General features: G+C 69.3%; 25 protein-coding genes and 1 tRNA gene. 13 read left to right on the forward strand and 13 right to left on the reverse strand.

Annotation, left to right across the window (positions count from 1 at the left end):
- Window positions 1-2: 2 nt before the first annotated feature.
- Entirely contained in the window at window positions 3-995 is a 993-nt protein-coding gene (locus CUR96_RS15325; RefSeq protein ID WP_102194204.1) for a DUF2332 domain-containing protein, read from the reverse strand.
- A 71-nt stretch (window positions 996-1,066) separates the two neighbouring features.
- On the opposite strand from CUR96_RS15325, the gene msrB reads away from it, so the two are divergent.
- Complete coding sequence (msrB, locus tag CUR96_RS15330) at window positions 1,067-1,471, forward strand: peptide-methionine (R)-S-oxide reductase MsrB (protein ID WP_102194205.1); 405 nt, start codon at window positions 1,067-1,069, stop codon at window positions 1,469-1,471.
- The gene (locus CUR96_RS15335; RefSeq protein WP_102194206.1) at window positions 1,468-2,016 is read left to right on the forward strand and encodes a nitroreductase family protein; all 549 of its coding nucleotides are present in this window, start codon (window positions 1,468-1,470) and stop codon (window positions 2,014-2,016) included. The genes msrB and CUR96_RS15335 overlap by 4 nt, the downstream gene beginning before the upstream one ends.
- An 18-nt stretch (window positions 2,017-2,034) precedes the next feature.
- Here the strand turns inward: CUR96_RS15335 and CUR96_RS15340 are convergent, their stop codons facing one another.
- Window positions 2,035-2,949 (reverse strand): DMT family transporter, encoded by a 915-nt coding sequence (locus tag CUR96_RS15340; RefSeq protein ID WP_102194245.1) that lies wholly within the window; start codon window positions 2,947-2,949, stop codon window positions 2,035-2,037.
- An 81-nt stretch (window positions 2,950-3,030) separates the two neighbouring features.
- On the opposite strand from CUR96_RS15340, the gene CUR96_RS15345 reads away from it, so the two are divergent.
- The 6 genes from CUR96_RS15345 (at window position 3,031) to CUR96_RS15370 (ending at window position 7,896) form a co-directional block, all read left to right on the forward strand.
- Entirely contained in the window at window positions 3,031-3,684 is a 654-nt protein-coding gene (locus CUR96_RS15345) for an SOS response-associated peptidase family protein (protein WP_102194207.1), read from the forward strand.
- Window positions 3,685-3,703: 19 nt separating this feature from the next.
- A complete protein-coding gene (locus tag CUR96_RS15350) occupies window positions 3,704-4,087 on the forward strand; it encodes an MmcQ/YjbR family DNA-binding protein (protein WP_102194208.1) in 384 nt (127 codons plus the stop codon).
- 86 nt (window positions 4,088-4,173) lie between these two features.
- Window positions 4,174-5,118, forward strand: coding sequence for an ABC transporter ATP-binding protein (locus CUR96_RS15355; RefSeq protein WP_102194209.1), 945 nt, complete (start codon window positions 4,174-4,176; stop codon window positions 5,116-5,118).
- On the forward strand, window positions 5,115-5,930 hold the full coding sequence (locus tag CUR96_RS15360; protein WP_102194210.1) for an ABC transporter permease subunit: 816 nt from the start codon (window positions 5,115-5,117) through the stop codon (window positions 5,928-5,930). Before CUR96_RS15355 ends, CUR96_RS15360 begins: the two co-directional genes overlap by 4 nt.
- A 9-nt stretch (window positions 5,931-5,939) precedes the next feature.
- Window positions 5,940-7,193, forward strand: coding sequence for a sensor histidine kinase (locus tag CUR96_RS15365; protein ID WP_102194211.1), 1,254 nt, complete (start codon window positions 5,940-5,942; stop codon window positions 7,191-7,193).
- Window positions 7,186-7,896: a response regulator transcription factor gene (locus tag CUR96_RS15370; RefSeq protein WP_102194212.1), complete on the forward strand. Its 711-nt coding sequence runs from the start codon at window positions 7,186-7,188 to the stop codon at window positions 7,894-7,896. The genes CUR96_RS15365 and CUR96_RS15370 overlap by 8 nt, the downstream gene beginning before the upstream one ends.
- Here the strand turns inward: CUR96_RS15370 and CUR96_RS15375 are convergent.
- The 3 genes from CUR96_RS15375 to CUR96_RS15385 form a co-directional block, all read right to left on the reverse strand.
- Window positions 7,893-8,744: a transposase gene (locus tag CUR96_RS15375; RefSeq protein ID WP_102194213.1), complete on the reverse strand. Its 852-nt coding sequence runs from the start codon at window positions 8,742-8,744 to the stop codon at window positions 7,893-7,895. The two genes, CUR96_RS15370 and CUR96_RS15375, sit on opposite strands and share 4 nt — an antisense overlap.
- A gap of 27 nt (window positions 8,745-8,771) precedes the next feature.
- A tRNA-Thr gene (locus tag CUR96_RS15380) sits at window positions 8,772-8,844 on the reverse strand.
- A gap of 68 nt (window positions 8,845-8,912) precedes the next feature.
- Window positions 8,913-9,872, reverse strand: coding sequence for a DsbA family protein (locus CUR96_RS15385; protein WP_102194214.1), 960 nt, complete (start codon window positions 9,870-9,872; stop codon window positions 8,913-8,915).
- A 224-nt stretch (window positions 9,873-10,096) separates the two neighbouring features.
- Here CUR96_RS15385 and CUR96_RS15390 point away from each other — a divergent pair, with 224 nt between their 5' ends.
- Together CUR96_RS15390 and CUR96_RS15395 are read left to right on the forward strand one after the other, a co-directional pair.
- Window positions 10,097-11,212 carry an ABC transporter ATP-binding protein gene (locus CUR96_RS15390; protein ID WP_102194215.1) on the forward strand — a complete coding sequence of 372 codons (1,116 nt, stop codon included), beginning with the start codon at window positions 10,097-10,099 and terminating at the stop codon, window positions 11,210-11,212.
- A gap of 70 nt (window positions 11,213-11,282) precedes the next feature.
- A complete protein-coding gene (locus CUR96_RS15395; RefSeq protein ID WP_102194216.1) occupies window positions 11,283-12,584 on the forward strand; it encodes a DUF4032 domain-containing protein in 1,302 nt (433 codons plus the stop codon).
- A gap of 9 nt (window positions 12,585-12,593) precedes the next feature.
- Here the strand turns inward: CUR96_RS15395 and CUR96_RS15400 are convergent, their stop codons facing one another.
- The 5 genes from CUR96_RS15400 to CUR96_RS15420 all read right to left on the reverse strand — a co-directional run bounded on the left by CUR96_RS15400 (window position 12,594) and on the right by CUR96_RS15420 (window position 17,525).
- Window positions 12,594-13,235 carry an NAD(P)-dependent oxidoreductase gene (locus CUR96_RS15400; RefSeq protein ID WP_102194217.1) on the reverse strand — a complete coding sequence of 214 codons (642 nt, stop codon included), beginning with the start codon at window positions 13,233-13,235 and terminating at the stop codon, window positions 12,594-12,596.
- A 28-nt stretch (window positions 13,236-13,263) separates the two neighbouring features.
- Entirely contained in the window at window positions 13,264-14,268 is a 1,005-nt protein-coding gene (rlmB, locus tag CUR96_RS15405; protein ID WP_102194218.1) for a 23S rRNA (guanosine(2251)-2'-O)-methyltransferase RlmB, read from the reverse strand.
- Complete coding sequence (gene cysS, locus CUR96_RS15410) at window positions 14,261-15,667, reverse strand: cysteine--tRNA ligase (protein WP_102194219.1); 1,407 nt, start codon at window positions 15,665-15,667, stop codon at window positions 14,261-14,263. The genes rlmB and cysS overlap by 8 nt, the downstream gene beginning before the upstream one ends.
- An 82-nt stretch (window positions 15,668-15,749) precedes the next feature.
- Window positions 15,750-16,958, reverse strand: coding sequence for a 2-C-methyl-D-erythritol 4-phosphate cytidylyltransferase (gene ispD, locus CUR96_RS15415; RefSeq protein WP_102194220.1), 1,209 nt, complete (start codon window positions 16,956-16,958; stop codon window positions 15,750-15,752).
- Window positions 16,959-17,042: 84 nt separating this feature from the next.
- Entirely contained in the window at window positions 17,043-17,525 is a 483-nt protein-coding gene (locus tag CUR96_RS15420; protein WP_102194221.1) for a CarD family transcriptional regulator, read from the reverse strand.
- A 136-nt stretch (window positions 17,526-17,661) separates the two neighbouring features.
- On the opposite strand from CUR96_RS15420, the gene CUR96_RS15425 reads away from it, so the two are divergent.
- Window positions 17,662-18,207 carry a DNA modification methylase gene (locus CUR96_RS15425; protein ID WP_102194222.1) on the forward strand — a complete coding sequence of 182 codons (546 nt, stop codon included), beginning with the start codon at window positions 17,662-17,664 and terminating at the stop codon, window positions 18,205-18,207.
- An 81-nt stretch (window positions 18,208-18,288) separates the two neighbouring features.
- Here the strand turns inward: CUR96_RS15425 and CUR96_RS15430 are convergent, their stop codons facing one another.
- Both CUR96_RS15430 and CUR96_RS15435 read right to left on the reverse strand, forming a co-directional pair.
- On the reverse strand, window positions 18,289-18,972 hold the full coding sequence (locus CUR96_RS15430; RefSeq protein WP_102194223.1) for a response regulator transcription factor: 684 nt from the start codon (window positions 18,970-18,972) through the stop codon (window positions 18,289-18,291).
- On the reverse strand, window positions 18,969-20,210 hold the full coding sequence (locus CUR96_RS15435; protein ID WP_102194224.1) for a sensor histidine kinase: 1,242 nt from the start codon (window positions 20,208-20,210) through the stop codon (window positions 18,969-18,971). The genes CUR96_RS15430 and CUR96_RS15435 overlap by 4 nt, the downstream gene beginning before the upstream one ends.
- A gap of 198 nt (window positions 20,211-20,408) precedes the next feature.
- On the opposite strand from CUR96_RS15435, the gene phoU reads away from it, so the two are divergent.
- Window positions 20,409-21,107: a phosphate signaling complex protein PhoU gene (gene phoU, locus CUR96_RS15440; RefSeq protein WP_102194225.1), complete on the forward strand. Its 699-nt coding sequence runs from the start codon at window positions 20,409-20,411 to the stop codon at window positions 21,105-21,107.
- Between the two features lie 58 nt (window positions 21,108-21,165).
- Here the strand turns inward: phoU and CUR96_RS15445 are convergent, their stop codons facing one another.
- Window positions 21,166-21,915, reverse strand: coding sequence for a phosphoglyceromutase (locus CUR96_RS15445; protein WP_102194226.1), 750 nt, complete (start codon window positions 21,913-21,915; stop codon window positions 21,166-21,168).
- A gap of 83 nt (window positions 21,916-21,998) precedes the next feature.
- Between CUR96_RS15445 and CUR96_RS15450 the strand changes: the two genes are divergently transcribed.
- A complete protein-coding gene (locus tag CUR96_RS15450; RefSeq protein ID WP_102194227.1) occupies window positions 21,999-22,820 on the forward strand; it encodes a class I SAM-dependent methyltransferase in 822 nt (273 codons plus the stop codon).
- The last annotated feature ends 2 nt before the right edge of the window (window positions 22,821-22,822 follow it).

Consider the following 22,822-nt stretch of genomic DNA (forward strand, 5'->3'; position numbering starts at 1 on the left):
GGCTAGGACGGATCGGCCGGATCGCCCGCGCGCCACTCCCACCATCGGCCCAAGGGATCGGCGGACGCACGCACCGCACCGTCGAGGGCGACCACGAAGCCGGGCCACGACTCCGCATCGACGGCCGGTTCCCACACGTCGAGCAGGCCGGGAGGATCGATGGTCACCCACCTCGCTCGCAGCCGGCGGATCTGCCCGACGAGCGCGAGCCGATCGGCACGCGGGATGTGGATGAGAACGCCCGGTGTGGTGATCACCAGCGTCGCGCCGGTCGGGGCCTCGGCCGCGAGCACGTGCAGTCGATCCCGCGCATCACCGGCGACGAGCAGCGCCGGTTCGGACGCGGCGATGTCGAGAGCCGCCGCGATACGCTCCTCCCGCCCCTCTTCCCCCGGCCAGACCAGTCCCCGGAGCCAGCGACGATCGCGATCATCGCCGGCGTCCAGCGGTGCGAGGTCGATTCCCGCACGCCAGACGACCTCCGGCATCCGCAATCCGGGAATCGGGCCGTCGGTGATGCTCTCGAGCACGACGGGCGACGGCCCGTCAACCGGGTCGAGCGCCGCGCGCAAGGAGCCGTTCGAGCCGGAGAAGCGGTAGGAGTAGCGGTCCGGATACAGGCAGAGCCCCGCGGCCGCCCCCACCTCGAGCAGGGCGATGGGGCCGGCGATCTCCGACAGCACGGGCAGCAGCGGGGCGAGCCGGAGCGGCTCGTTGGTCTGGAGCTGCCTCCGCGAGCACTCTGCGACGACCTCGTCGGCGTGTGCGAGTACGAAGGCGCGCCAGAGAGGATAGTCCGCGAGGGCGGCACCGAGCATCCGGGTGACCGCGAAGACCAGCGGCGGCTGACGGCGGGTCTCGGGGATGCGCGCGAGGAGGCTCTGCATCTCCGGGTCGCCGGCGACGCCCGACGCCCACTCGACGTACAGCTCGCTGCGACCGGGAGCCTCCTCCCGCGCGAAGCGCAGGAAGCGCTGGCGCACGGCATCCGTCATGCTCCCATTCTCACCCGCGTGGCCCGCCACGACCGCAGACGCGAGAGAATGGGAGGGACACAGGAGGACTCATGCCGTACAGCGTGGACAAGACCGAAGACGAGTGGCGCCGAGAGCTCGGCGACGAGCAGTACGCGGTGCTGCGTCAGGCCGCGACGGAGCGTGCCTGGACGGGCGAGCTGCTTGACGAGAAGCGCGCGGGTCTCTACACCTGCGGCGCGTGCGGTGCCGAGCTGTTCAAGAGCGGCACCAAGTTCGACTCGGGATGCGGATGGCCGAGCTTCTACGAGTCGATCCGTCCGGACGCGGTCCAGCTGATCGAGGACGCGACCCTCGGAATGGTGCGCACAGAGGTGCGCTGCGCGAACTGCGGATCCCACCTCGGCCACGTGTTCCCGGACGGATTCGGCACGCCGACCGGGGACCGGTACTGCATGAACTCGATCGCGATGAACTTCACGCCGGACGAATCGTGAGCGTGCTGGACGCCGTCCGTTCACGGCAGTCCTGGTCGAAGGTCACCGACGACGCGCCCTCGCACGAGGAGCTGCTGACCCTGGTGTCCGCGGCGGGTCGCGTCGCCGATCATTCGTCGCTGCGCCCGTGGCGACTCATCGAACTGCGCGGCGGCGACCGCGAGGCGCTGGCAGCGGCGATCGCGAAGGCCGAGGGCGACAAGTCGCCGTCTTCGAAGCCGCTGCGCGCCCCGCTGCTGATCGCCGTGGTCGCCAGTTACCGCAAGAGCAAAGTGCCGCGCTGGGAGCAGGAGGCCGTCGCCTCCGGCGTCGCACACACGCTGAGCCTGCTGCTGGACGACGCGGGGTGGGGTGTGTTCTGGCGCACGGGGCACTACACGCGATCGAAGGCGGTCGCCAAGGCGCACGGCCTGACCAAGGACGAGGAACTGCTGGGCTGGCTCTACGTCGGCGGCAAACCGGCGGGGAAGAAGGCGGGGCGGCGCAAGCCCGTCGACGCCCGACGGCTCGTCACGCGGATGCCGAAGAAGGCGAAGAAGAAGTAGCCGACGCCAGGACCCGTATCAACGGCGGCGACGCCACCACGGGATCGCGACGACGACGGATGCCGCTGCCACGGCCACCATCGCGATGAGCTGCCACGGGGCAGGCCCTGCCGTCGCCGGCCAGAGCAGATCGATCACGACCGATGCGCTCAGCTGTCCGAGCACCGAGCCGAGACCCATCAGGAGCACACCCGTGTGCGCGACGATGAACGCACCGAGCAGGATGTAGGCGAAGCCGAGGAGTCCGCCGAGGTACAGCCACGGCTCCGCCGGGAGCGCATTCGGCAGGCCGCGGAAGGCGACGCTGATCGATGCCGCCGCCGCGAGCGCGATCGTCCCCGCGATGAAGCTCATCAGTGTGGCGGCCATGGGCGAGCGCACCCGCTGGGCGAGCCGGCCGTTGGTCGCCGCCTGCCAGGCGATTCCGACGCCGGCGGCGAAGGGCAGCAGCAGCATCCACAGCGGTGCGGTCGCAAGCACGTCACCGCCGAGCGATATACCGACCGCGGCGAGCGCGAGCGCGCCGCCGAGCACACGCCCGGGTGTGACGGCGACCACGCCGGCCGGACCGAAGCCCATCCTGTCCAGGACCAGTCCGTGCAGGGTCTGCCCGGCGACGACCCCGACCGTGAACAGTGACACCCCGAGCACTCCGGCGGTGACGCCCTGGGTGGAGACGGTGAGGGCGCCGCAGGCGCCGCCGAGCAGCATCCAGAACGGGATCTCCTGCCGGCGGATGCCGCTCCACAGCCGCGCGGTGCCTGCACGGGCGGAAGGGATGCACGGGATCACGACGACGAGCACGAGGAGACCGACGGCGAAGGAGAGGAATCCGGCGACGATGCCGTCGTCGACCCGCACCCCGAGGACGCCGTTGATGCGGGCCTGGATCGCGGTCATCGCGCCGATCGCGACGGCTCCGCCGAGCGCCACCGGGGCGGGGAGCGCGCGCTTCTCGGTCACGGGTCCGACCCTACCCGAGCGGATGTCCGGGGTCGGCGCTACCCTGTCTGCATGTGCGCGAGCTACGGTCTGGATCCCCGGTTCACCGATGCGGAGCTCATCTCCGCCGTCGATGAGGAGATCCTCGACGGCCTGCGCGCGTGGGCTCGCGAGAACGCCGGCGAGACGCTGAGACCGACGGGCAAGAACCTCCGCAACCTCAATCCGGTCATCATCGATGCCGACGGCGAGACCGCGGTGGAGCCCGCGTGGTGGGGGTTCCTGATCGACGGCGCCCCCTCGCGGTTCCCCTCGATCAACACGCGCTCGGAACGGCTGCAGGAGCGACCGGGCAGCCTGCGCTCGCGTGCGATCGTCCCGGCGACCGGCTGGTACGAGATGAAGAAGCCCGAGCGGGTATGGCATGAGTTCGGCCTCGACGGCGGCGGCCTCTTCGGCATGGCCGCCGTCACTCAGCGAGGACGCACCGCCGACGGCGAATGGTTCACCTGCTACTCGATCGTCATGCGCCCGGCACCCGCGCACCTGGCCGGCGTCCACGACCGCATGCCCGTGCTGATCCCGACGCCGTTCGCGCGCGACTGGCTGAGGGCGCAGGGCGACCGTGAGCTCATCGACGCGGCGCTGCTGGCCGCGGCATCGCTCGACGAGCGCGTGATCGCCGTACCCCGCGCCGACGACAAGGGCACGGATCGGCTCTTCTGAGCATCATGGATCGAGCACCATGGATGCCGCAGACCTGACCTCGCTCGCCTCGGCACGCGCCGAGGAGCTCCCCGGATCCGAGCGGGAGAACCCGTTCGGCCCTGAATGGGACGTCTTCAAGGTGCGCGGCCGGGTCTTCCTGCTGACGCCTCTGGACGGGACCGGCCGAGTGACCCTCAAGTCACACCCCGACGATGCCGTGGCGCTGCGTGAGACGTTCCCCGACATCGTCCCCGGGTACCACATGAACAAGAAACACTGGATCACCTTGATGCCGGGAAAGACACTCGACGCCGATCTGATCGCAGAGCTCGTGACCGAGTCGTACCTTCTCGTGGTGGAGAATCTCCCCCTCAGGCTGCGCCCGGTCGACCCCGCGCTCTTCGGGCGTCCACCGGCCTGACCGCCCGCCGCAGGAGGAATCCCCGCGGCGAGAAACGGTACCTGCGGAGGACGCGAGGGACCGATGCCCCCTCCTAGCGTGGAAGCATGATCACAGCAAAAGGCCTCACGAAGAGGTTCGGAGACAAGACCGCCGTCCAGGACGTGTCGTTCACCGTCAGACCGGGGAGCGTCACCGGCTTCCTCGGGCCGAACGGTGCCGGGAAGTCCACCACCATGCGCCTGATCGTCGGCCTCGACCGGCCGACCGCCGGTCGCGCCACGATCGGCGGCCGCGAGTATCGCCGCCTGCGCGCGCCCCTCACCGAAGTCGGCGTGCTCCTCGACGCGAAAGCCGTGCACACCGGTCGCACCGCCCGGAACCACCTCCGCGCGATGGCGGCGACTCACGGCATCCCCGCATCCCGCGTCGACGAGGTCATCGACCTCGCCGGCATCGGCTCCGTGGGGAACAAGCGCGCCGGAAAGTTCTCGCTCGGCATGGGCCAGCGTCTCGGCATCGCCGCCGCCCTCCTCGGCGATCCGCACACGCTGATCCTCGACGAGCCGGTCAACGGCCTCGACCCCGAAGGAGTGCTGTGGGTGCGCCAGTTCGTCCGCCAGGCGGCTTCTGAGGGACGCACGGTTCTGCTCTCCAGTCACCTGATGAGCGAGATGGCGCAGACAGCCGATCACGTGATCGTGATGGGCCGCGGCCGGGTGCTCGCCGACGCGCCTCTGGACCAGCTGGTGCACGACTGGACCCGCAGCACGGTGCGCGTGCGCACTCCCCGCCCCGCCGACCTCGCCGCCGCCGTGAACGGTGCCGACGTCGAGATCGTCAGTGTCGAGCCCGACCTGCTCGAGGTCGTCGGGCTCGCCGCCGCGCGCATCGGCGACCTCGCCGCGGATCGCGGCATCCCGCTGCACGAGCTGACCCCGACCAGGGGCTCGCTGGAGGACGCATATCTCGCGCTCACCGGCGACTCCGTCGAATACCGCACCCGCACCGCGCCCGAAGCCGGCGCCCTGCTCGAGGAGGTCGTGGCATGACCGCCGCAGCCCAGCTCACCCGTTCCAGCCACGTGGCAGCCGACCGCCGTCGCGTGACGTTCCTCCGCCTGCTCCGCTCGGAGTGGATCAAGATCGCCACCCTGCGCTCGACCTGGTGGTCGATCGCGATCACCGGCGTGCTCACGGTCGGCATCGCCGCCCTCATCGCGGTCTCCGCCGATGCGCCCGGCTTCGACGCGATCAGAGCCGTGGTCAGCCCGATCCAGTTCACGATGCTGCTGGCCGGGATCCTCGGTTCGATCGCCGTCACCGGCGAGTACTCCACCGGCATGATCCGCTCCACTCTCGCCGCCAATCCGGTGCGCGGAGCCGCGCTCGCGTCCAAGGCGGTCGTGATCGCCGCGTTCCTGCTCGTCGCGTCACTCGTCATCTTCACGATCGCCGCCTTCGTCGTGAGCGCTGTCGGCGCCCCGAACGACATGGTGATCGATTGGTCCGACCCGGAGGCATCGGCGCTGCCGATTCTCGCGGCTTCCCTGGCGATGGCCGTGTTCGCGCTCATCGGCGTCGGGTTCGGGTACATGCTGCGCTCCGGTGCCGGTGCGATCGCAGCCACGGTGGGCGTGCTCTTCGTGCTCCCCATCGTCGCCAGCATGTTCTCGTTCGGCGGCGAGAGCTGGAAGTGGATCACCGACCTCGCGAACTACCTGCCGATGGTCGCAGCGCAGAGCGCGATCCTCCCCGGCGAGGGCGCGGCACTCGACACCCCCGTGGCGTATGTGACCCTCGCCGCCTGGGTCGTCGCCAGCATGGTCGGCGCCTGGGCGGTGCTGCGCACCCGTGACGCGTAGAGTCTCGTCGTGACCTCCCCGCGCAGCCGCAGCGACTCGATCCGTGAGGACGAGGAGCTGCGGCTGCCGCGTACGCCCGGCGTTCTCCGCCGGTTCTGGGCACGCCATCCGCGCCTCGCCGACATCCTGATCGCGCTGTTCTGCCTGCTCGGTCAGCTCGGACCGATCGGGTTCGTGATCCGCGAGACGCCGGTTCCGGCGCCGTTCGTCGTGGCGGCGCTGCTCGTCGCAGCGAACACGACACTGCTGCTGCGGCGCTCGCGTGCCCTGGTTCCGTTCATCGCGGCTTTCACCGCCGAGGCGATCCTGCTCCCGCTCGAGCTGGGCGGCGGATCGCCCCTGGTCGTCGTCGCCTCCTATTCGATCGCCGTTTACGTGTCGAATCGGGCGGCGTGGACGTCCTTCGGCATCGGGCTCGGGGTGCTCGCGGTATATGCGACGGCCCTCGTGCTCAGCGACGGCCTCACCCTGCAGGACGGCATCAACAGCCTGCTGGGGACCACCGTCCTCAGCCTGATCGGCACCCTGATCGGCGCCAACGTCGGCGAGCGCAGACGATACCTCGCCGCCCTCATCGATCGCTCCCGTCAGCTGCTGGTGGAGCGTGACCAGCAGTCGCTGCTCGCGGCAGCCGCCGAACGGGCCCGCATCGCCCGCGAGATGCATGACATCGTGTCGCACTCGCTCACGGTGATCGTGGCGCTGTCGGAGGGCGCGGCCGCCACGCCGGACGCGGAACGCGCCAGGACAGCAGCCGAGGCGACGGCGACGACCGCACGCACCGCGCTCAGCGAGATGCGAGCGATGCTGGGAGTGCTCCGCGACGACTCCGCCGGAGCGTCTCCTCTGCCTCTCGCTCCGCTGCAGGCGCCTTCGCCCCTGGAGACGGTGTCGGCGGCGCAGCGCGCCGGATACCCGGTGACGCTCAGCGTGTCCGGGGCGGCCTCCGAGGGTTCCACCCTCACCCATGCGGTCTCCCGGATCGTGCAGGAGGGCGTCACGAACGCGATGCGCCATGCGCGCCAGGCGACCAGGATCCACGTGCGCATCGACCACGCCGCCGACGAGGTCTCGATCGAGATCACCAACGACGGCGTCTCCCCCACCGACGGCGAGGCCGGCTTCGGACTGCATGGGCTCTCCGAGCGCGTCGCACACGCGGGCGGCCGGCTCGAGTTCGGGCCGACGGCCGGCGGAGGATGGATGCTGCGTGCCGCGCTGCCCGCGCAGACGCCCGATCAGAGAGGGAATACCGATGCCTGAACCGATCAGGGTTCTGCTCGTCGATGACCAGGAACTCATCCGGGTGGGATTCCGCATGGTACTGGAGGCCGAGACCGACATCGCCGTCGTGGGAGAGGCGAATGACGGTACTTCGGCCATCGCGCAGGCCGGGGCGCTGCATCCGGACATCGTCCTGATGGACATCCGGATGCCGGGGCTCGACGGCATCGCCGCCACCGAGGCGATCGTGCGCCGGCATCCGTCCACCCGCGTGCTAGTGCTGACGACGTTCGACCTCGACGAGTACGCCTTCGGTGCGATCCGCGCGGGTGCCAGCGGGTTCCTGCTGAAGGATGCACAGCGCCACGAACTGACCTCTGCGGTGCGGGCCGTGCACCGGGGCGATGCTGCTCTCTCGCCTCGGATCACCCGGATGCTGCTGGAGCACGTCTCTCCCGGCCTGGGATCGCCCGCCTCCGACGCGGTCGTCGATCCCGCCACCGGCCTGATCGCGACTCTCACCGACCGTGAGCGCGACGTCTTCCTCGCGATCGGCCGAGGGCAGACCAACGCCGAGATCGCGGAGACGCTGTACGTGAGCGAGTCCACGGTGAAGACGCACGTCGGACGCGTGCTGGCCAAGCTCGGCGCCCGCGACCGCATCCATGCCGTCATCCTCGCGCATCGTCTGCACTACGTCGGTGACGCCGCCACGCCCGAGCAGGCACCACCCGCGCTCTAGAGCCGATCGAGCGTCTTGCGGGCATCGTCGATCGCACGCCCCGCGGTCACGACGCGCTCCTGCGCGGTGTCCCGTCTCTCCTTCGCGCGGACGATCTCCTCTCGCGCCTTCTCGACCTGATCACGCACACGAGCGAGTTCGGCCTCGAGCTCCGCGACCTGAGCGGTCAGCTGATCGGCGCGCTCCGAGACGTCACGGAACGCGCGGTCGGCCTTCGCGTGGTCGCGTTCGGCGCCTGTAGCCTCCCGCTCTGCGGCCTGGACCGCCTGCACGGCCTGCCGGCGCTCGCGTCGCGCCCTGACCTCGTCGACGGGCAACGGCGGAGCCGGAGGGGAACCGGCCAGTCCACCGGCGACCGACGAGGCCGGATCGATGGGAATAGACGGTTCCAGCTCGCGGATGAGCCGGCCGGAGGCGACGGCGCGCGCCGCATCCTGGTCGAAGAAGGCGGCGGTGATCGTCTGCCGGATGGCCTCGAGGGTGCTCGCGGAGATCTGGGCAGCGCGCGCCGTGGCCAGTTCCGCCGCGCGTTCTGCGAGTCGCCCGGTGAGCGCGCGGCGCTGGCGTCCGAGCATCGCGAGAGCCGATGCATCGAGATCGGCCTGCGCTTCCCGGAGTTCCTCTGCGAGCTGGAGGGCTTCGCCGAGTTCGTCCTTGCGCTCGCCGGCGAAGACGTTCACAGCCCAGGCGGCGATCGACGGCTTGCGCAGCGCACGCACCTGTGCGGCGAGCTCGCCGTCATCGGTCTCGGATGCACGTGAGTTCCGAGCGGCGATGAAATCGGCGGGCGGAACGGCGTAGAGATCGGTCGCGATCCGGGCGAGCGTCGCGTCGGGTTCGGTCTCCATTGCTCCGCTCCTGCCGAGGGATGTCAGAGCCGACTGCGGGGTTCGAACCCGCGACATCCTGTTTACAAGACAGGTGCTCTACCAGCTGAGCTAAGTCGGCGAGCGGCGCGCTGGGCCGTTGCGTCACCGAGTCTACGACAAGCGACGCGGCCCGAGCGGCCGGGGGCGTTACGGCGCGGGGGTCTCCGTCGGGGCCGGTGTCTCGGTCGAATCCGGCGCAGGGGTCGGCGTCGCGTAGTACGCGTCGCTGGCGACGGTGAGGACGAACTGCGAGAACTCGGCAGGGTCCTTGAGCGCTCCGACGTAGGCCTCGCCGTTCGCGACGATCATCGGGGCAGACGTCAGGACGAGATCGTCGGAACCCGCGAGGGGTCCTTCGAGTGCCCGCGCGGTGGCTTCCTTCGCCCAGGTCACGAAGTCCTGGTCCTCGATGCAGGAGCGCACGGCCTTGGCGTTGTCGACCCCGACAGCGCCCGCGAGGTCGGCCAGCTGCACGTCGGAGAGCCCGTCGCTGTCGACCGCCGGCTGGTCGCCCAGCAGTTCGTGGTTGAACGTGTAGAACTGCTCCGGCGAATGGGTGGCCACGCACGCCGCGGCCGCGGCGGCCCGAAGCGAGTACTTGGTGCCGTTCGAACTGGCGGTGAGCAGCGAGACGGGGTGGTAGGTCACGGTCACCGCGCCTTCGGAGATCCAGCTCGCCAACTGCCGGGCGTTCGCACGCTCGAACTCGCCGGCACCCGGGGACAGGTAGTCGACGTAGATGTGGATGTCGACCTGTCCGGAGGCGGACGGGGCCGGAGTGGGCGTCGCGGTCTCTCCCGCTTCGCCGGGCGCGGGCGTCGGCGTCGCCGCCGCATCCGATGCCGAGGAGGCGCTGACCGAGGTGACGGCCACGCCGTCGCCCTCCATGCCGCTCGGGGTCAGTTGCGGCTTGCTCACAGTGGAGTTCACAGCCATCGTGACGGCGGTGCCGATCGCACCGACGGCGACGAGCGCGACGGCACCGATGATGATGCGTCGCATCACGCGCGCCCTGCTCTGCTGGGCGTGCACTTGCTGTGCCTTCTCCCGAACGGCCTCGCGCGAGTTGCGGGTCGTGGGGACGTTCGGCGTTTCGTCGCTCGACATCGTTCCTCTTGAGTCTCGTGGGGGCGGGACCCCGATCGCCGTACGGGGCGGCGATCGCCGCGCGCAGGCGGCCGGTTTCGATGTTAACCAGGCTGGCTGGGAAATACCCAGGTGCGCCGATCCATGTCATACTGATCGCGACCCGAAGAAGGGTCACGGTGGGTCATTCCACCGCTTCCATCACAACGGATCGTCCGGCACGTACCTGCCGGTGAGGAGAAACAATGGCATCTGTAACGTTCGACGACGCGACCCGCCTGTACCCCGGCGGCACCCGTCCCGCAGTCGACAAGCTGAACCTCGAGGTCGGAGACGGCGAGTTCCTCGTTCTCGTCGGCCCCTCGGGTTGCGGTAAGTCCACGTCCCTCCGCATGCTCGCCGGCCTCGAAGAGGTCAACGCCGGCCGCATCCTCATCGGCGACCGCGACGTCACCGATGTGCCCCCGAAGGACCGCGACATCGCGATGGTCTTCCAGAACTACGCTCTGTACCCGCACATGACCGTCGCCGAGAACATGGGCTTCGCGCTCAAGATCGCCGGCGTCAACAAGGACGAGCGCGCGACGCGCGTTCTCGAGGCAGCCAAGCTCCTCGACCTCGAGGACTACCTGACGCGCAAGCCGAAGGCCCTCTCGGGTGGTCAGCGTCAGCGCGTCGCCATGGGCCGCGCGATCGTCCGCCAGCCGCAGGTGTTCCTCATGGACGAGCCGCTGTCGAACCTCGACGCCAAGCTCCGCGTGCAGACGCGCACGCAGATCGCATCGCTCCAGCGCCGTCTCGGCGTCACCACGGTCTACGTCACCCACGACCAGACCGAGGCCCTCACCATGGGCGACCGCATCGCGGTCCTCAAGGACGGTCTGCTCCAGCAGGTCGGCACCCCGCGCGACCTGTACGAGAAGCCGAACAACGTGTTCGTCGCCGGCTTCATCGGCTCGCCCGCGATGAACCTGTTCAGCGCCGACCTCGCCGAGGGCGGCGTGCGCTTCGGAACCGAGGTCGTTCCGCTCGAGCGTGACACCGTCGGCCGTGCGCACGGCAGCCAGGTCACCGTTGGCGTGCGTCCGGAGGACATCGTCGTCGGACCGGCAGACGGCAAGGGCCTGTCCGTCGTCGTCGACCTCGTCGAGGAGCTCGGCGCGGACGGCTACCTCTACGGCCACACCGAGATCAACGGCAAGCGCGCCGACCTCGTCGCTCGCGTCGACGGCCGCAGCCACCCGAACGCAGGCGACACGGTCACGCTGGCCGCGTCCGCAGGGCACGTGCACGCGTTCGACATCGAGACGGGCGAGCGCCTGAACGACAAGCCGATCATCTCTTCGGCTTCGGCTTCCTGAGTTCCACACCCTCGCGGCGCGGGCGACCCTCTGGTCGTCCGCGCCGCGTCGTTTCACCCCGGGAGAGCACATGCAGGACGCGCTGAGGATCACCGCGAGCACCGTCGACCCGGGCCTGCTGGCGCTGCCATGGTCGACAACACTGGCGAAATGGCCCTCCGAGCACATCGTCTCGCTCCCGAAGGGGCTGTCGCGTCACCTTGTGCGGTTCGCCGATCTGTCGGGTCGCGTCATCGCCGTCAAGGAGACGACGGCCGAGATGGCGCAGCGCGAGTACGACATGCTCGGCAACCTGTCCCGCCTCGACGTGCCGTGCGTCGATCGTGTCGCGGTGATCGCCGGCCGGACGGATGCCGGAGGCGAGCCCCTCCCCGCGGCACTGGTCACCTCGCACCTGCGCTTCTCCATGCCGTACCGCGCACTGTTCACCCGCGTGCTCCGTCCCGACACCGCGACCCGGCTCGTCGACGCTCTCGCACTGCTCCTCGTCCGCCTGCACAACGTCGGTTTCTACTGGGGCGACGTGTCGCTGTCGAACACCCTCTTCCGGCGTGACGCTGGCGCATTCGCCGCCTATCTGGTGGATGCCGAGACCGGTGAGCTGCACGAAGAGGGGCTCACCGACGGGCAGCGATCGTACGACCTGGACATCGCCAGGACGAACATCGCCGGCGAGATCATGGATCTCGCCGCCGGCGGTCGCCTCGAGCACGGTGTCGACGCCGTCGCGATCGCCGACGGCCTGGTGTCGTCCTATCGCTCGCTGTGGGCAGCGCTCACGGCAGGGGAATCCTTCGCTGCATCCGAGACGTGGCGCATCACCGAGCGCGTGGAACGGCTCAACGCGCTGGGGTTCGACATCGACGAGATGTCGATGTCGACGACCGCCGACGGCGCCGTCGTCGAGATCCAGCCCAAGGTGGTGGATGCCGGACACCACCAGCGCCGCCTGATCCGGCTCACCGGTCTCGACGTCGAGGAGAACCAGGCACGTCGGCTGCTGAACGACCTGGACGAGTTCCGGGCACGATCGACCAAGCAGTGGGCTGACGAGGAGATGTACGCGCACGAGTGGCTGACGCGCGTGTTCGAGCCCGTCGTGCGCGCCATCCCCTACGAGCTGCGCGCGAAGCTGGAGCCGGCCGAGGTGTTCCATCAGGTGCTGGAGCACCGATGGTACCTCTCCCAGGCGCAGGGCCGCGCGGTGCCTCTCGCCGAGGTGCTGACGAGTTACATCAACGAGGTGCTGCGGCACCGCCGCGACGAGGCCACGATCATGGGTCCTCCGACCGAGACGATGAGCCTGCCGGTCATCACCGGTCCGAACCGCGTCTCCGACGAGGAAGACGTCGACTGGCGCGATCTGGTCTGACCGGGCGGGTCAGTACCCGACCGTGAAACGCCCGCGGTGGTGCTTCGGCTGCTCGATCTCGTCGACGACCGCGATCGCGAAGTCCGCACCCGAGATGAACGACTGACCCTCCGCGTCGCGGACGATCACGTCGCCGCCGTCGCGGTAGCGGCCGGTGCGCTCGCCCTCGGCCCACGGCCCGAAGACCTCGGCCGGGTGGATGAAGAACCAGTCCAGCCCGGGCTCTGACCGTTCCAGAAGCGCCAGCGAATCGATGCCCACCTGGGCCTCGTGCTTGTACTCCTCGGGGAAACCCTGGTCGAAGAGCCGGGGCCCGCCCGGTGCGACCAGACTGCCCCCGGCGCCGCCGACCACACCGAGTCTGGTGGATGTGCCGGCGAGCTTCGCGATCAGACCCTCCAGCGCCCCGAGCACCTCGTGCTCCATGTCGCCGCGCGGCGAGAGAGTCGAGACGACGGCATCCGCGTGGTCGAAGACGTCGCCGAGCGAAGCCAGATGCAGCACCGAGCCCTGCACGCTCAGCGCCCCGTCCACCGGATTCGTCGGCACCGACCGTGACACCGAGATCACCTCGTGCCCGCGACTCACCGCCTCGAAGACGATGTGGCGGCCGGCATAGCCGGTTCCTCCGAGGACGACGATACGAGCCATGCGGTTTCCTTCCTGGGCGGCTGCGCTGCTAGCGGGCGGCGCGGATCGTTGCGACCTGGTAGAGCGCGACGGAGGTCGCGATGCCGGCGTTCAGCGACTCGGTCGCCGCGTTGATCGGGATCGAGACGATCTGGTCACAGGTCTCGGTGACCAGGCGGGAGAGCCCCTTGCCCTCGGAGCCGACGACGATCACGACGGGCCGATCGGCGAGCTGGAGGTCGGGGAGCGCGACGTCGCCGTCGCCGTCGAGGCCGAGCACGAAGACGCCCTGCTTCTTGAACTCCTTGAGCTGGGTCGTCAGGTTCGTCGCGAGCGCGACGGGAATGCGCGCCGCCGCTCCGGCGCTCGTCTTCCACGCGGCGGAGTTGACACCGGCCGAGCGACGCTGCGGGAGGATGATCCCCTGGCTGCCGAACGCGGCGGCCGAGCGGATGATCGCGCCCAGGTTGCGCGGGTCGGTGACACCGTCCAGCGCGACGAACAGCGGCACCTGCCCTCGGCTGATGACCTTCTCGAGCAGGTCCTGCGGGTGCGCGTACTCGTACGGCGGCACCTTCAGGGCGACGCCCTGGTGCACGCCGTCGAAACCTGCCATCCGGTCGAGTTCCTGCCGGGTGACCTCGAGCACCGGGACGTTGCGGTTCGTCGCGATCGACAGCATCTCCTTGACGCGGTCGTCCATCTCCACGCGCTGCGCGATGTAGAAGGCGGTCGCCGGGATCTTCGCGCGCAGTGCCTCGAGCACCGAGTTGCGCCCGGTGACCGTCTCGGTGTCGGAGGTGTTGTCCTTCGCACGGGCGGACCGGTTCGGGCTGCCGCCGGACGACGCGCGCCCGCCGGGCTTGCCTTTTCCTCCGGATGCCGCGTAGCGCTCGGCCGCGGCCTTGCGCTTGCCGGCGGGATGCCAGGCACGGTCCTCCGCCTTCGGGGTGGGGCCGCGCCCTTCGAGCGCCTTGCGGCCGAGGCCGCCGGTGCCCTTCAGCGGGCCCTTCTTCTTGCCGTTGCTCGCGCCGGGGCGCTGTGGCTTAACCATCGATACTCCAATGTGTTCCGTCCGGGCCGTCTTCGAGCGTGATGCCCGCCGCCGCGATCGCGTCGCGGATGCGGTCAGCCGCGGCCCAGTCCTTGTCTGCGCGTGCCTGTGCACGCTGGGTGATCATCGTCTGCACGAGGGCGTCGAGAGCGGGCGCCTCGGCCGAGGCGCCGCCGTTCCTGGAGGAAGCCGGGGTCAGCCCGAGGATGGACGTCATCGCCATGACAGCGCGCGCGGCATCCAGGGCGGCATCCGTGTCTCCGGCGTCGAGCGCCGAGTTGCCGGCCCGCACCGTCTCGTGCAGAACAGCGAGCGCCTGCGGCACGCCGAGGTCATCGTCCATCGCCGCGGAGAACTCCCGCGGGAGGCTCTGCGAGGCGAACCCTCCCAGCCCTCCGCCGGCGGCACGCGCCGCGCGCTGCTGGAACGTGTCGATCCGTCCCAGCGCAGCCTCCGCCTCGGCCCACGACGAATCCGACAGGTCGATGCTCGACCGGTAGTGCGCGGCGGCGAGCGCGTAGCGCACGACCAGCGGGTCATGCGCGGCGAGTACATCGGCGGCGAAGGTGAAGTTGCCGAGCGACTTCGACATCTTCTGCCCGTCGACGTTCACGAGACCGTTGTGCACCCAGTACCGGGCGAAGCCGTCGCCGGACGCCGTGGACTGCGCGAGCTCGTTCTCATGGTGCGGGAAGCGCAGATCGAGCCCGCCGCCGTGGATGTCGAACTCCGCGCCCAGGTAACGCTTCGCCATGGCGGAGCACTCGATGTGCCAGCCAGGGCGACCGCGGCCCCAGGGCGAGGCCCAGACCGCATCCGCCGGCTCTTCCGGCTTCGCGCCTTTCCAGAGTGCGAAGTCCTGAGGGTTGCGCTTGCCCCGCGGATCGGCATCCTCGGCGGCCTCCATCGCGTCGACCGACTGGTGGGTGAGCGAGCCGTAGTCCGCCCATGAGCGCACATCGAAGTACACATCGCCCGAGTCATCGATCGCCGGATAGGCGTGACCGCGCTCGATGAGCGTCGCGATGATCTCCTGCATCTGCGGCACCGATGCCGTCGCTCTCGGCTCATAGGTGGGCGGAAGGATGCCTGCGGCGGCATACGCCTCGGTGAACTCGCGCTCCATCCGGTAGGCCAGCGCCCACCAGGGCTCCGCCTCCGTCGCGTTCGCGAGCACCTTGTCGTCGATGTCTGTGACGTTGCGGACGAACGTGACCCGCCCGTACCGGTGCGTGAGCCATCGACGCAGAAGATCGAAGCTGAGCGCCGCCCGGACGTGACCGATGTGAGGCCCGGACTGCACCGTGGGTCCGCAGACGTACATCGTGATGTTCTCGGGATCGAGAGGCACGAAGTCGCGCAGCAGGGCAGCGCGGGTGTCGTAGAGGCGGAGAGTCACCGCTCAAGACTACTCGGCGACGGCTGAGCAGCAGCCGCCAGACGAGGGTTGTGACGATCCGCTGCCCGATCGGCCGGGATCGTCAGCCGATCGTCATGTTGCGGGAACCGTCGGGCACGACCATCGCGACGGCCGTGACGGAGATCCCCTCCCCGCGGCCGGCGAACCCGAGCCCGTCGGTCGTCGTGGCGGTGATCGAGACCGGCGCTCCACCGAGCGCGGCGGAGAGCACCTGCTCGGCCTCGGCCCGGCGAGCGCTGAACCGCGGGCGATTGCCCTGGAACTGTGCGGAGACGTTGCCGATGGCGAATCCCGCGTCCGTCAGCAGCTCACGGGTGCGGGCCAGGAACACCGCCGCATGCGCACCCGCGAACTCCGGATGCGCCGTTCCGAAGTGCTCGCCGATGTCGCCGAGTCCGGCGGCTCCCAGCAGTGCATCGACGATCGCGTGCGCGACCGCGTCGCCGTCCGAGTGCCCGGAGAGCGGCTCTTCGCCGGGCCATTCGAGACCGGCGAGCCAGAGGCTCCCCTCGCCGCCGAAGGCGTGCACGTCGGTTCCGATCCCGACCCGCGGGCCCTGGAAGCCGCTCGTCGGGGACGCCAGCAGGTGCCGCGCGCGCGCGAGATCAGCCGGTGTGGTGATCTTGAAGGCGCGAGCGGCTCCGTCGATGCGACGGACCGCGTGCCCCGCTGCGGCGAACAGCGCCGCGTCGTCGGTGTACTCGACATTGGAGGCCAGTGCCGCGGCGTACGCGGGCTCGAGGTACCTCCTCGGAAAGCCCTGTGGTGTCTGCGCCGCGGCGAGTTCCGATCTGTCGACCGCGGCGATGACCGAGCCGCCATCGACCTTCTTGAGCGTGTCGACCACCGGAAGCGTCGGGATGATCCCGGTGTCGTCCGTCACAGCAGCGGCGACCGCATCGATCAGCGCCGGCGGGGTCAGCGCACGCGCCGCATCGTGCACGAGCACGGTCGTGATGTCGCCCCAGAGCGCAGCGAGTCCCGCCGCCACCGACTGCTGACGCGTGCCACCACCGGTGACGACGCGGCCGAGGTCGCTCCTCGAGCCCGCAGCGGCACGCAGCTCGGTCTCGGCGTCCCCCTCGAAACCGGCGGGGGCGACGACGATGACCTGCGCAGGCGCTGCCGCGAAGACGCCGTCGAGCGCATGCCGCAGGATCGGCCGGGCGTCGATGCCGACGAAGGCCTTGGGCGCACCCGCGTCGAGGCGAGTGCCGGAGCCGGCTGCGACGACGATGATCGCGACGTGAGGGACGGGAAGCAGAGTCACACGCTCACGTTACCGGCGGCCACCGGAAACGACGAAGAGGACGGATGCCGAAGCATCCGTCCTCTTCGAGAAGAGTCCCGACCGTTACGAGGCGAGAACCTCGTCGAGCACGGCACCGGCCTTGTCCTCGTCGACCTTCTCGGCGAGAGCGAGCTCGGAGATGAGGATCTGGCGAGCCTTCGCCAGCATCCGCTTCTCACCCGCGGACAGGCCGCGGTCCTGGTCACGACGCCAGAGGTCGCGCACGACCTCGCTGACCTTGATCACATCGCCGGAGGCGAGCTTCTCAAGATTCGCCTTGTACCGGCGCGACCAGTTCGTCGGCTCCTCGGTGAACGGAGCACGCAGCACCTCGAACACGTGGTCGAGGCCCTCCTTGCCGATCACGTCGCGGACGCCGACGAGGTCGACGTTCTCCGCAGGAACTTCGATGATCAGGTCGCCCTGCGTGACGTTGAGCTTCAGATACTTCTTCGTCTCGCCCTTGATGATGCGATCCTTGACCTCGATGATGGTCGCGGCCCCATGGTGCGGATAGACGACTGTTTCGCCAACCTCAAAAAGCATAAAAAAGTGTCCTTTCGGCAACCTCAAGGATACCACAGGGGATATGCGCTAAGGTTCGCGCCTCATCGTCCCCGACCGCCCGCGCGCATACCCGTAGAATGGATCGCGGATACCCCGCCGGACCTCAGGAGGACCTGTGAAATCGCGCCTTGTCGCCTCTGCCGCCATCAGCGCCCTCGTTCTTCTCGGCGCAACGGGGTGCACCTTCATCACGCCGCAGGCGACGACGATCGAATACCCCTCGTCCGACGGCGTGAACGTCTCCGACGCCGATGGCCCCCTGGACGTCCGCAATGCCTTCATCGTCGCCACCGAGGACGGATCGGTCGGCAACTTCGTCGGCGCGGTCGTGAACCCCACCGAGGAACGCGCCACCCTGACGATCACGATCGCCGGTATCGCCCCGTTCGTGGTCACCGTATCGCCCGGCGAGACGGTGAGCTTCGGCGCGGATGAGGAGCCGCTGCGCATCGTCGACCTCGACAGCCTGCCGGGTTCCACCATCGAGATCCACTTCCAGTCCGGTGACTCCACCGGCACGAAGGCCGAGATCCCGGTCCTCGACGGATCCCTCCCCTACTACGCCGACCTGGTGCCGACCGAGCCCAAGCCGGTCATGGTGCCGGAGAGCACCCCGATGCCGGTGCCGACCGACACGGCGACTTCCGCACCCTCGAGCTGATCTCGACGAGAGAAGAGGCCGGCACCCATGGGGTGCCGGCCTCTTCTCGTCGAACCGGGCATCCGCCGCGGTCGAGCGATCTCAGCCCTCGAAGCGGTACCCGAGCCCGCGCACGGTGACGAGCATCACCGGCTCGCCGGGGTTGACCTCGATGCGCGAGCGGATGCGCTTGATGTGGACGTCGAGCGTCTTCGTATCGCCGAAGTAGTCGCTCCCCCATACCCGGTCGATCAGCTGTCCGCGGGTGAGCACGCGTCCGGAGTTGCGCATCAGCACCTCGAGCAGCTCGAACTCCTTGAGCGGCATGTTGATCAGGTCGCCGGCGACGGTGACGGTGTGGCGGTCGATGTCCAGAGACACGCGCCCTCCGTCGAGCACGCGTTCGTCGAGCTCGCTCTCTGCCTGCACCACGCGGCGGAGCACCGCCCGCATCCGTGCGAGCAGCTCGCGCGAGGAGTACGGCTTGGTGATGTAGTCGTCAGCGCCGAGCTCGAGCCCGACGACGATGTCCACCTCCGAGTCCTTGGCCGTGAGCATGATGATCGGCACGGCCGACGTCGAGCGGATCTGCCGGCACACCTCGGTGCCGGGCATCCCGGGGAGCATCAGGTCGAGCAGGATGATGTCGGCGCCGCGCTCGCGGAAGGCGGTGAGCGCCCCGGGGCCGTCCTCCGCGATCTCCACCTCGTACCCCTCGCGGCGCAGCAGATATGCGAGCGGGTCGGCGAGGTCGGGCTCGTCCTCGACGAGAAGGATGCGGGTCATGTGAGTTCTCCGTTTCGGGTGCGCGCGGATGCCGCCGCTTTGGCGACCTTGACCGCCTTGCGAGCCTGCTTCTTCTCGCGCTTCTTGCGCTTCAGGTCCTGGTCGACGAACTCCGGCGCGTCGATGCGCGGCAGCCGGATGGTGAAGGTGGAGCCGCGCCCCGGTCGCGACCAGAGGAGAACCTCGCCGCCATGGCGCTGCGTCGCGTGCTTGACGATCGACAGGCCGAGGCCGGTGCCGCCGGTGCGACGGGACCGAGCCTCGTCCGCACGATAGAAGCGCTCGAAGATGCGTTCGCGATCGGTCTCCGAGATGCCGATGCCCTGATCGGCGACGGCGATCTCGACGATGTCGCCGTCGGCCTTCACGCCGACCCCGACGCGCGAACCGCGAGGCGAGTAGACGATCGCGTTCGCGATGAGGTTGCCGATCGCCTCGATGAGGATCTGCGCATCGCCGCGCACCCACACGCCGCGGTCGCCGCCGCGCGCCAGCTCCACCCCGGCGGAATCGGCCTGCACGCCGTGCGCCTCGATCGACGCCGTGATCACCTCGTCGATCGCGACCGGATTCACCTCGGCGAGACCGTCCGCCGCCTGTAGCCGGGACAGGCTCATGATGCGGCCGGTGAGCTGGCCGAGCCTGGTCGCCTCCGCGAGGATCCGAGCGGCGAAGATCCGCACCTGGGCGGGGTCGTCCGCGGCGGATTCGATGGCTTCGGCGAGGAGGCTGACGGCGCCGACCGGAGTCTTCAGCTCGTGGCTCGTGTTCGCGACGAAGTCGGTGCGCATCTGATCGAGGCGCTCCTGCTCGGTGACGTCTCGGATGATCAGCAGCATCAATCGCGAGCCGAGCACACTCGCCCTGGCCGAGACGAGGCGCGGATCGAGACTGAGACCTCCACGGGTGATCCGCATCGTCTCGGTATCGGTTCCGCCCGTCGAACGGACGCTGCGGACCAGCTGGCGCAGCTCCTGATTCTCCAGGTTCGAGCCGACGTCGATCCCGAAACGCGTCGCTGCATGCGACCTCGCCAGCACGAGCCCGGACGTGTCGACGACGCAGGCCGCGTCATCCATGCTGTTCAGCACGTCGGCGACGCCGTCGGGGATGGCGGCCGACGTCTCATCCTCCGCGCGGGCCCTGGCGCGGTACGCCCACACCACGATCATCGACAGGCCGACGCCGATGACCAGGCCGATGGCCAGTGCGATCAAGGCGATCTGCGGCGTGCTCATGGCTCAAGCGTAGAGTGTGTTCACCGGGCCGCCGACGGGTTCCGGGGCCATGAACGCACACGGAGAAGTACTGTTCATATTCTGGGCACCGTTCGTTAACCTTCGAGGCCCAGAATCGCCTCGGGCCTGTGCGGCAGCTCAGCCCGTCCTCTCGACCGGATGACCCCCGTCGAGACAAGAACGAAAGGTTGCGCCGCCATGCGCGAAGTCTTCCACCAGTCCCTCGAAGATCTGCAGTCCAAGCTCGTGGAGATCGCGGACCTCGTCACGATCTCGATCGACAAGGCGACCCGCGCGTTCGCGACGAGCGATGTCGGGCTGGCCGAAGAGGTCATCGCCGACGACGCCGACATCGACGCCCTCGCCATCACGCTCGACGAGCAGGCCATCGAGATCCTCGCCCGTCAGCAGCCGGTCGCGCGCGACCTGCGCATCGTGGTGACCGCGCTCCGGGTGAGCGCCTCGCTGGAGCGCATGGGCGACATGTCCGAGCACATCGCACAGCTGGCCCGTCTGCGCTTCCCCGAGCGGGCCATCCCGAAGGGCCTCAAGGGCACCTTCACCAAGATGGGCGAACTGGACGTCGAGATCTCCCGGACTCTGTCGCAGCTGTTGCGCACCCAGGACCTCCGCTACGCCGACATCATCCGCAATGCGGACGACGACGTCGACGAGCTGCACGCCACCGTCTTCGAGAAGGTCCTCAGCGACAACTGGAAGGGTGAAGCGACGGCGACCGTCGATGCGACGCTCGCCAGCCGCTATCACGAGCGCTTCGCCGACCACGCAGTCGCCGTCGCCAAGAAGGTCGTGTACCTCGCCACCGGCGATTGGCAGGTCGACGAGCACGACATCCCGCTGGCCGTCGAGCACCAGCAGGAACTCGGACACGCGTAGTCACGCAGGTACGAAGGAGGGGGCGGATGCACAGCATCCGCCCCCTCCGTCGTAGAGGCTACTTCTTGCCCTGCGAGGCGACCGCAGCGGCGCCGGCAGCGGCGGCCTCGGGGTCGAGGTAGCGGCCGGGGCCGGTGGGGACGTTGTTCTCGTCGAGTTCGTACACGAGCGGGATGCCGGTGGGGATGTTGAGCTCGGCGATGTCTTCATCGCTGATGCCCTCGAGGTGCTTGACGAGGCCGCGCAGCGAGTTGCCGTGCGCGGTGACGAGAACCGTCTTGCCCGCTTCGAGGTCGGGGACGATCGCGCTCTCCCAGTAGGGCAGCATGCGGTCGATGACCAGCTTGAGCGACTCGGTGCGCGGCACCTCTCCGTCGATCCCGACGTAGCGGGGGTCGTTCACCTGGCTGAACTCGCTGTCGTCGTCGAGAACGGGCGGCGGCACGTCGAAGGAACGACGCCAGAGCTGGAACTGCTCCGGACCGAACTCCTCGAGGGTCTGCGCCTTGTCCTTGCCCTGCAGCGCACCGTAGTGGCGCTCGTTGAGACGCCACGATCGCGTCACCGGGATCCACAGGCGGTCGGCGGCGTCGAGCGCGATGTTCGCGGTCTGGATGGCGCGGCTGAGCAGCGAGGTGTGCAGGACATCGGGCAGGATGCCGGATTCGACGAGCAGCTCGCCTCCGCGGCGGGCCTCGGCCTCGCCCTGCGCGTTCAGACGGACGTCCACCCAGCCGGTGAAGAGGTTCAGTTCGTTCCACTCGCTTCGGCCGTGGCGGAGCAGGATCAGGGTACGCGTCGCAGTCATGCGGTCAGTTTATCGACGCTTCGATGAGCTCAGCGACCCCGAATCGGACGGCATCAGTGCTCACGGGCTGAAAGGATCGACTCATGGCGTCATCTCCGCTCGGCCGCGCGACACGAGGCACCACCGGCACCAACCGCCTGCGCAGGAGCGATCGCTGGATCGCGGCCAGCGACGCGTTCCTCGGCGCGTCCGATCCCCTCATCGTCGACCTCGGCTACGGAGCGAGCGGGGTGACGGCATTCGAGCTCGCCGCGCGATTGCAGCGCGTGCGCCCGGATGTCGAGGTGATCGGCCTGGAGATCGATCCGGTGCGCGTCGCCACGGCTCGCGAACAGCTCGCCGATGTGCGCGCCGGCCGTACGCCCTTCCCGTCCGGCATCCCGGTCTCCTTCGCCCGAGGGGGCTTCGAGACGCCACTGCCCGACGGACGACGTGCCGCGGTCATCCGCGCGATGAACGTGCTGCGCCAGTACGACGAAGAGCACGTGCCCAGCGCCTGGCGCACGATGGCGGCGCGGCTGGCGCCGGGCGGCCTGCTCGTGGAGGGGACCTGCGACGAGATCGGCCGGGTGGCCAGCTGGGTCGACGTCGGGCCGGACGGACTGGCGGCGCGATTCACGATCTCACTGCGCCTGGCCGAGCTCGAGCGTCCGAGCATCGTCGCCGAGCGCCTGCCGAAAGCCCTGATCCACCGCAACGTCCCCGGTGAGCGCATCCATACGCTGCTCGCCGACCTCGACCGAGAGTGGATCCGAGCCGCTTCGCTGTCGACGTTCGGCGCGACTCAGCGCTTCCTTGCCACCGTGACGGCGCTTCGCGATCAGGGCTGGCCGGTGCGCGGCGGCCGCGCACGCTGGCGCCTCGGGGAGCTCACACTGCCCTGGGACGCGGTGGCACCGCTCTGAGA

The sequence above is a fragment of the Microbacterium aurantiacum genome, from assembly GCF_002872075.1.
GTDB lineage: Bacteria > Actinomycetota > Actinomycetes > Actinomycetales > Microbacteriaceae > Microbacterium > Microbacterium aurantiacum_A.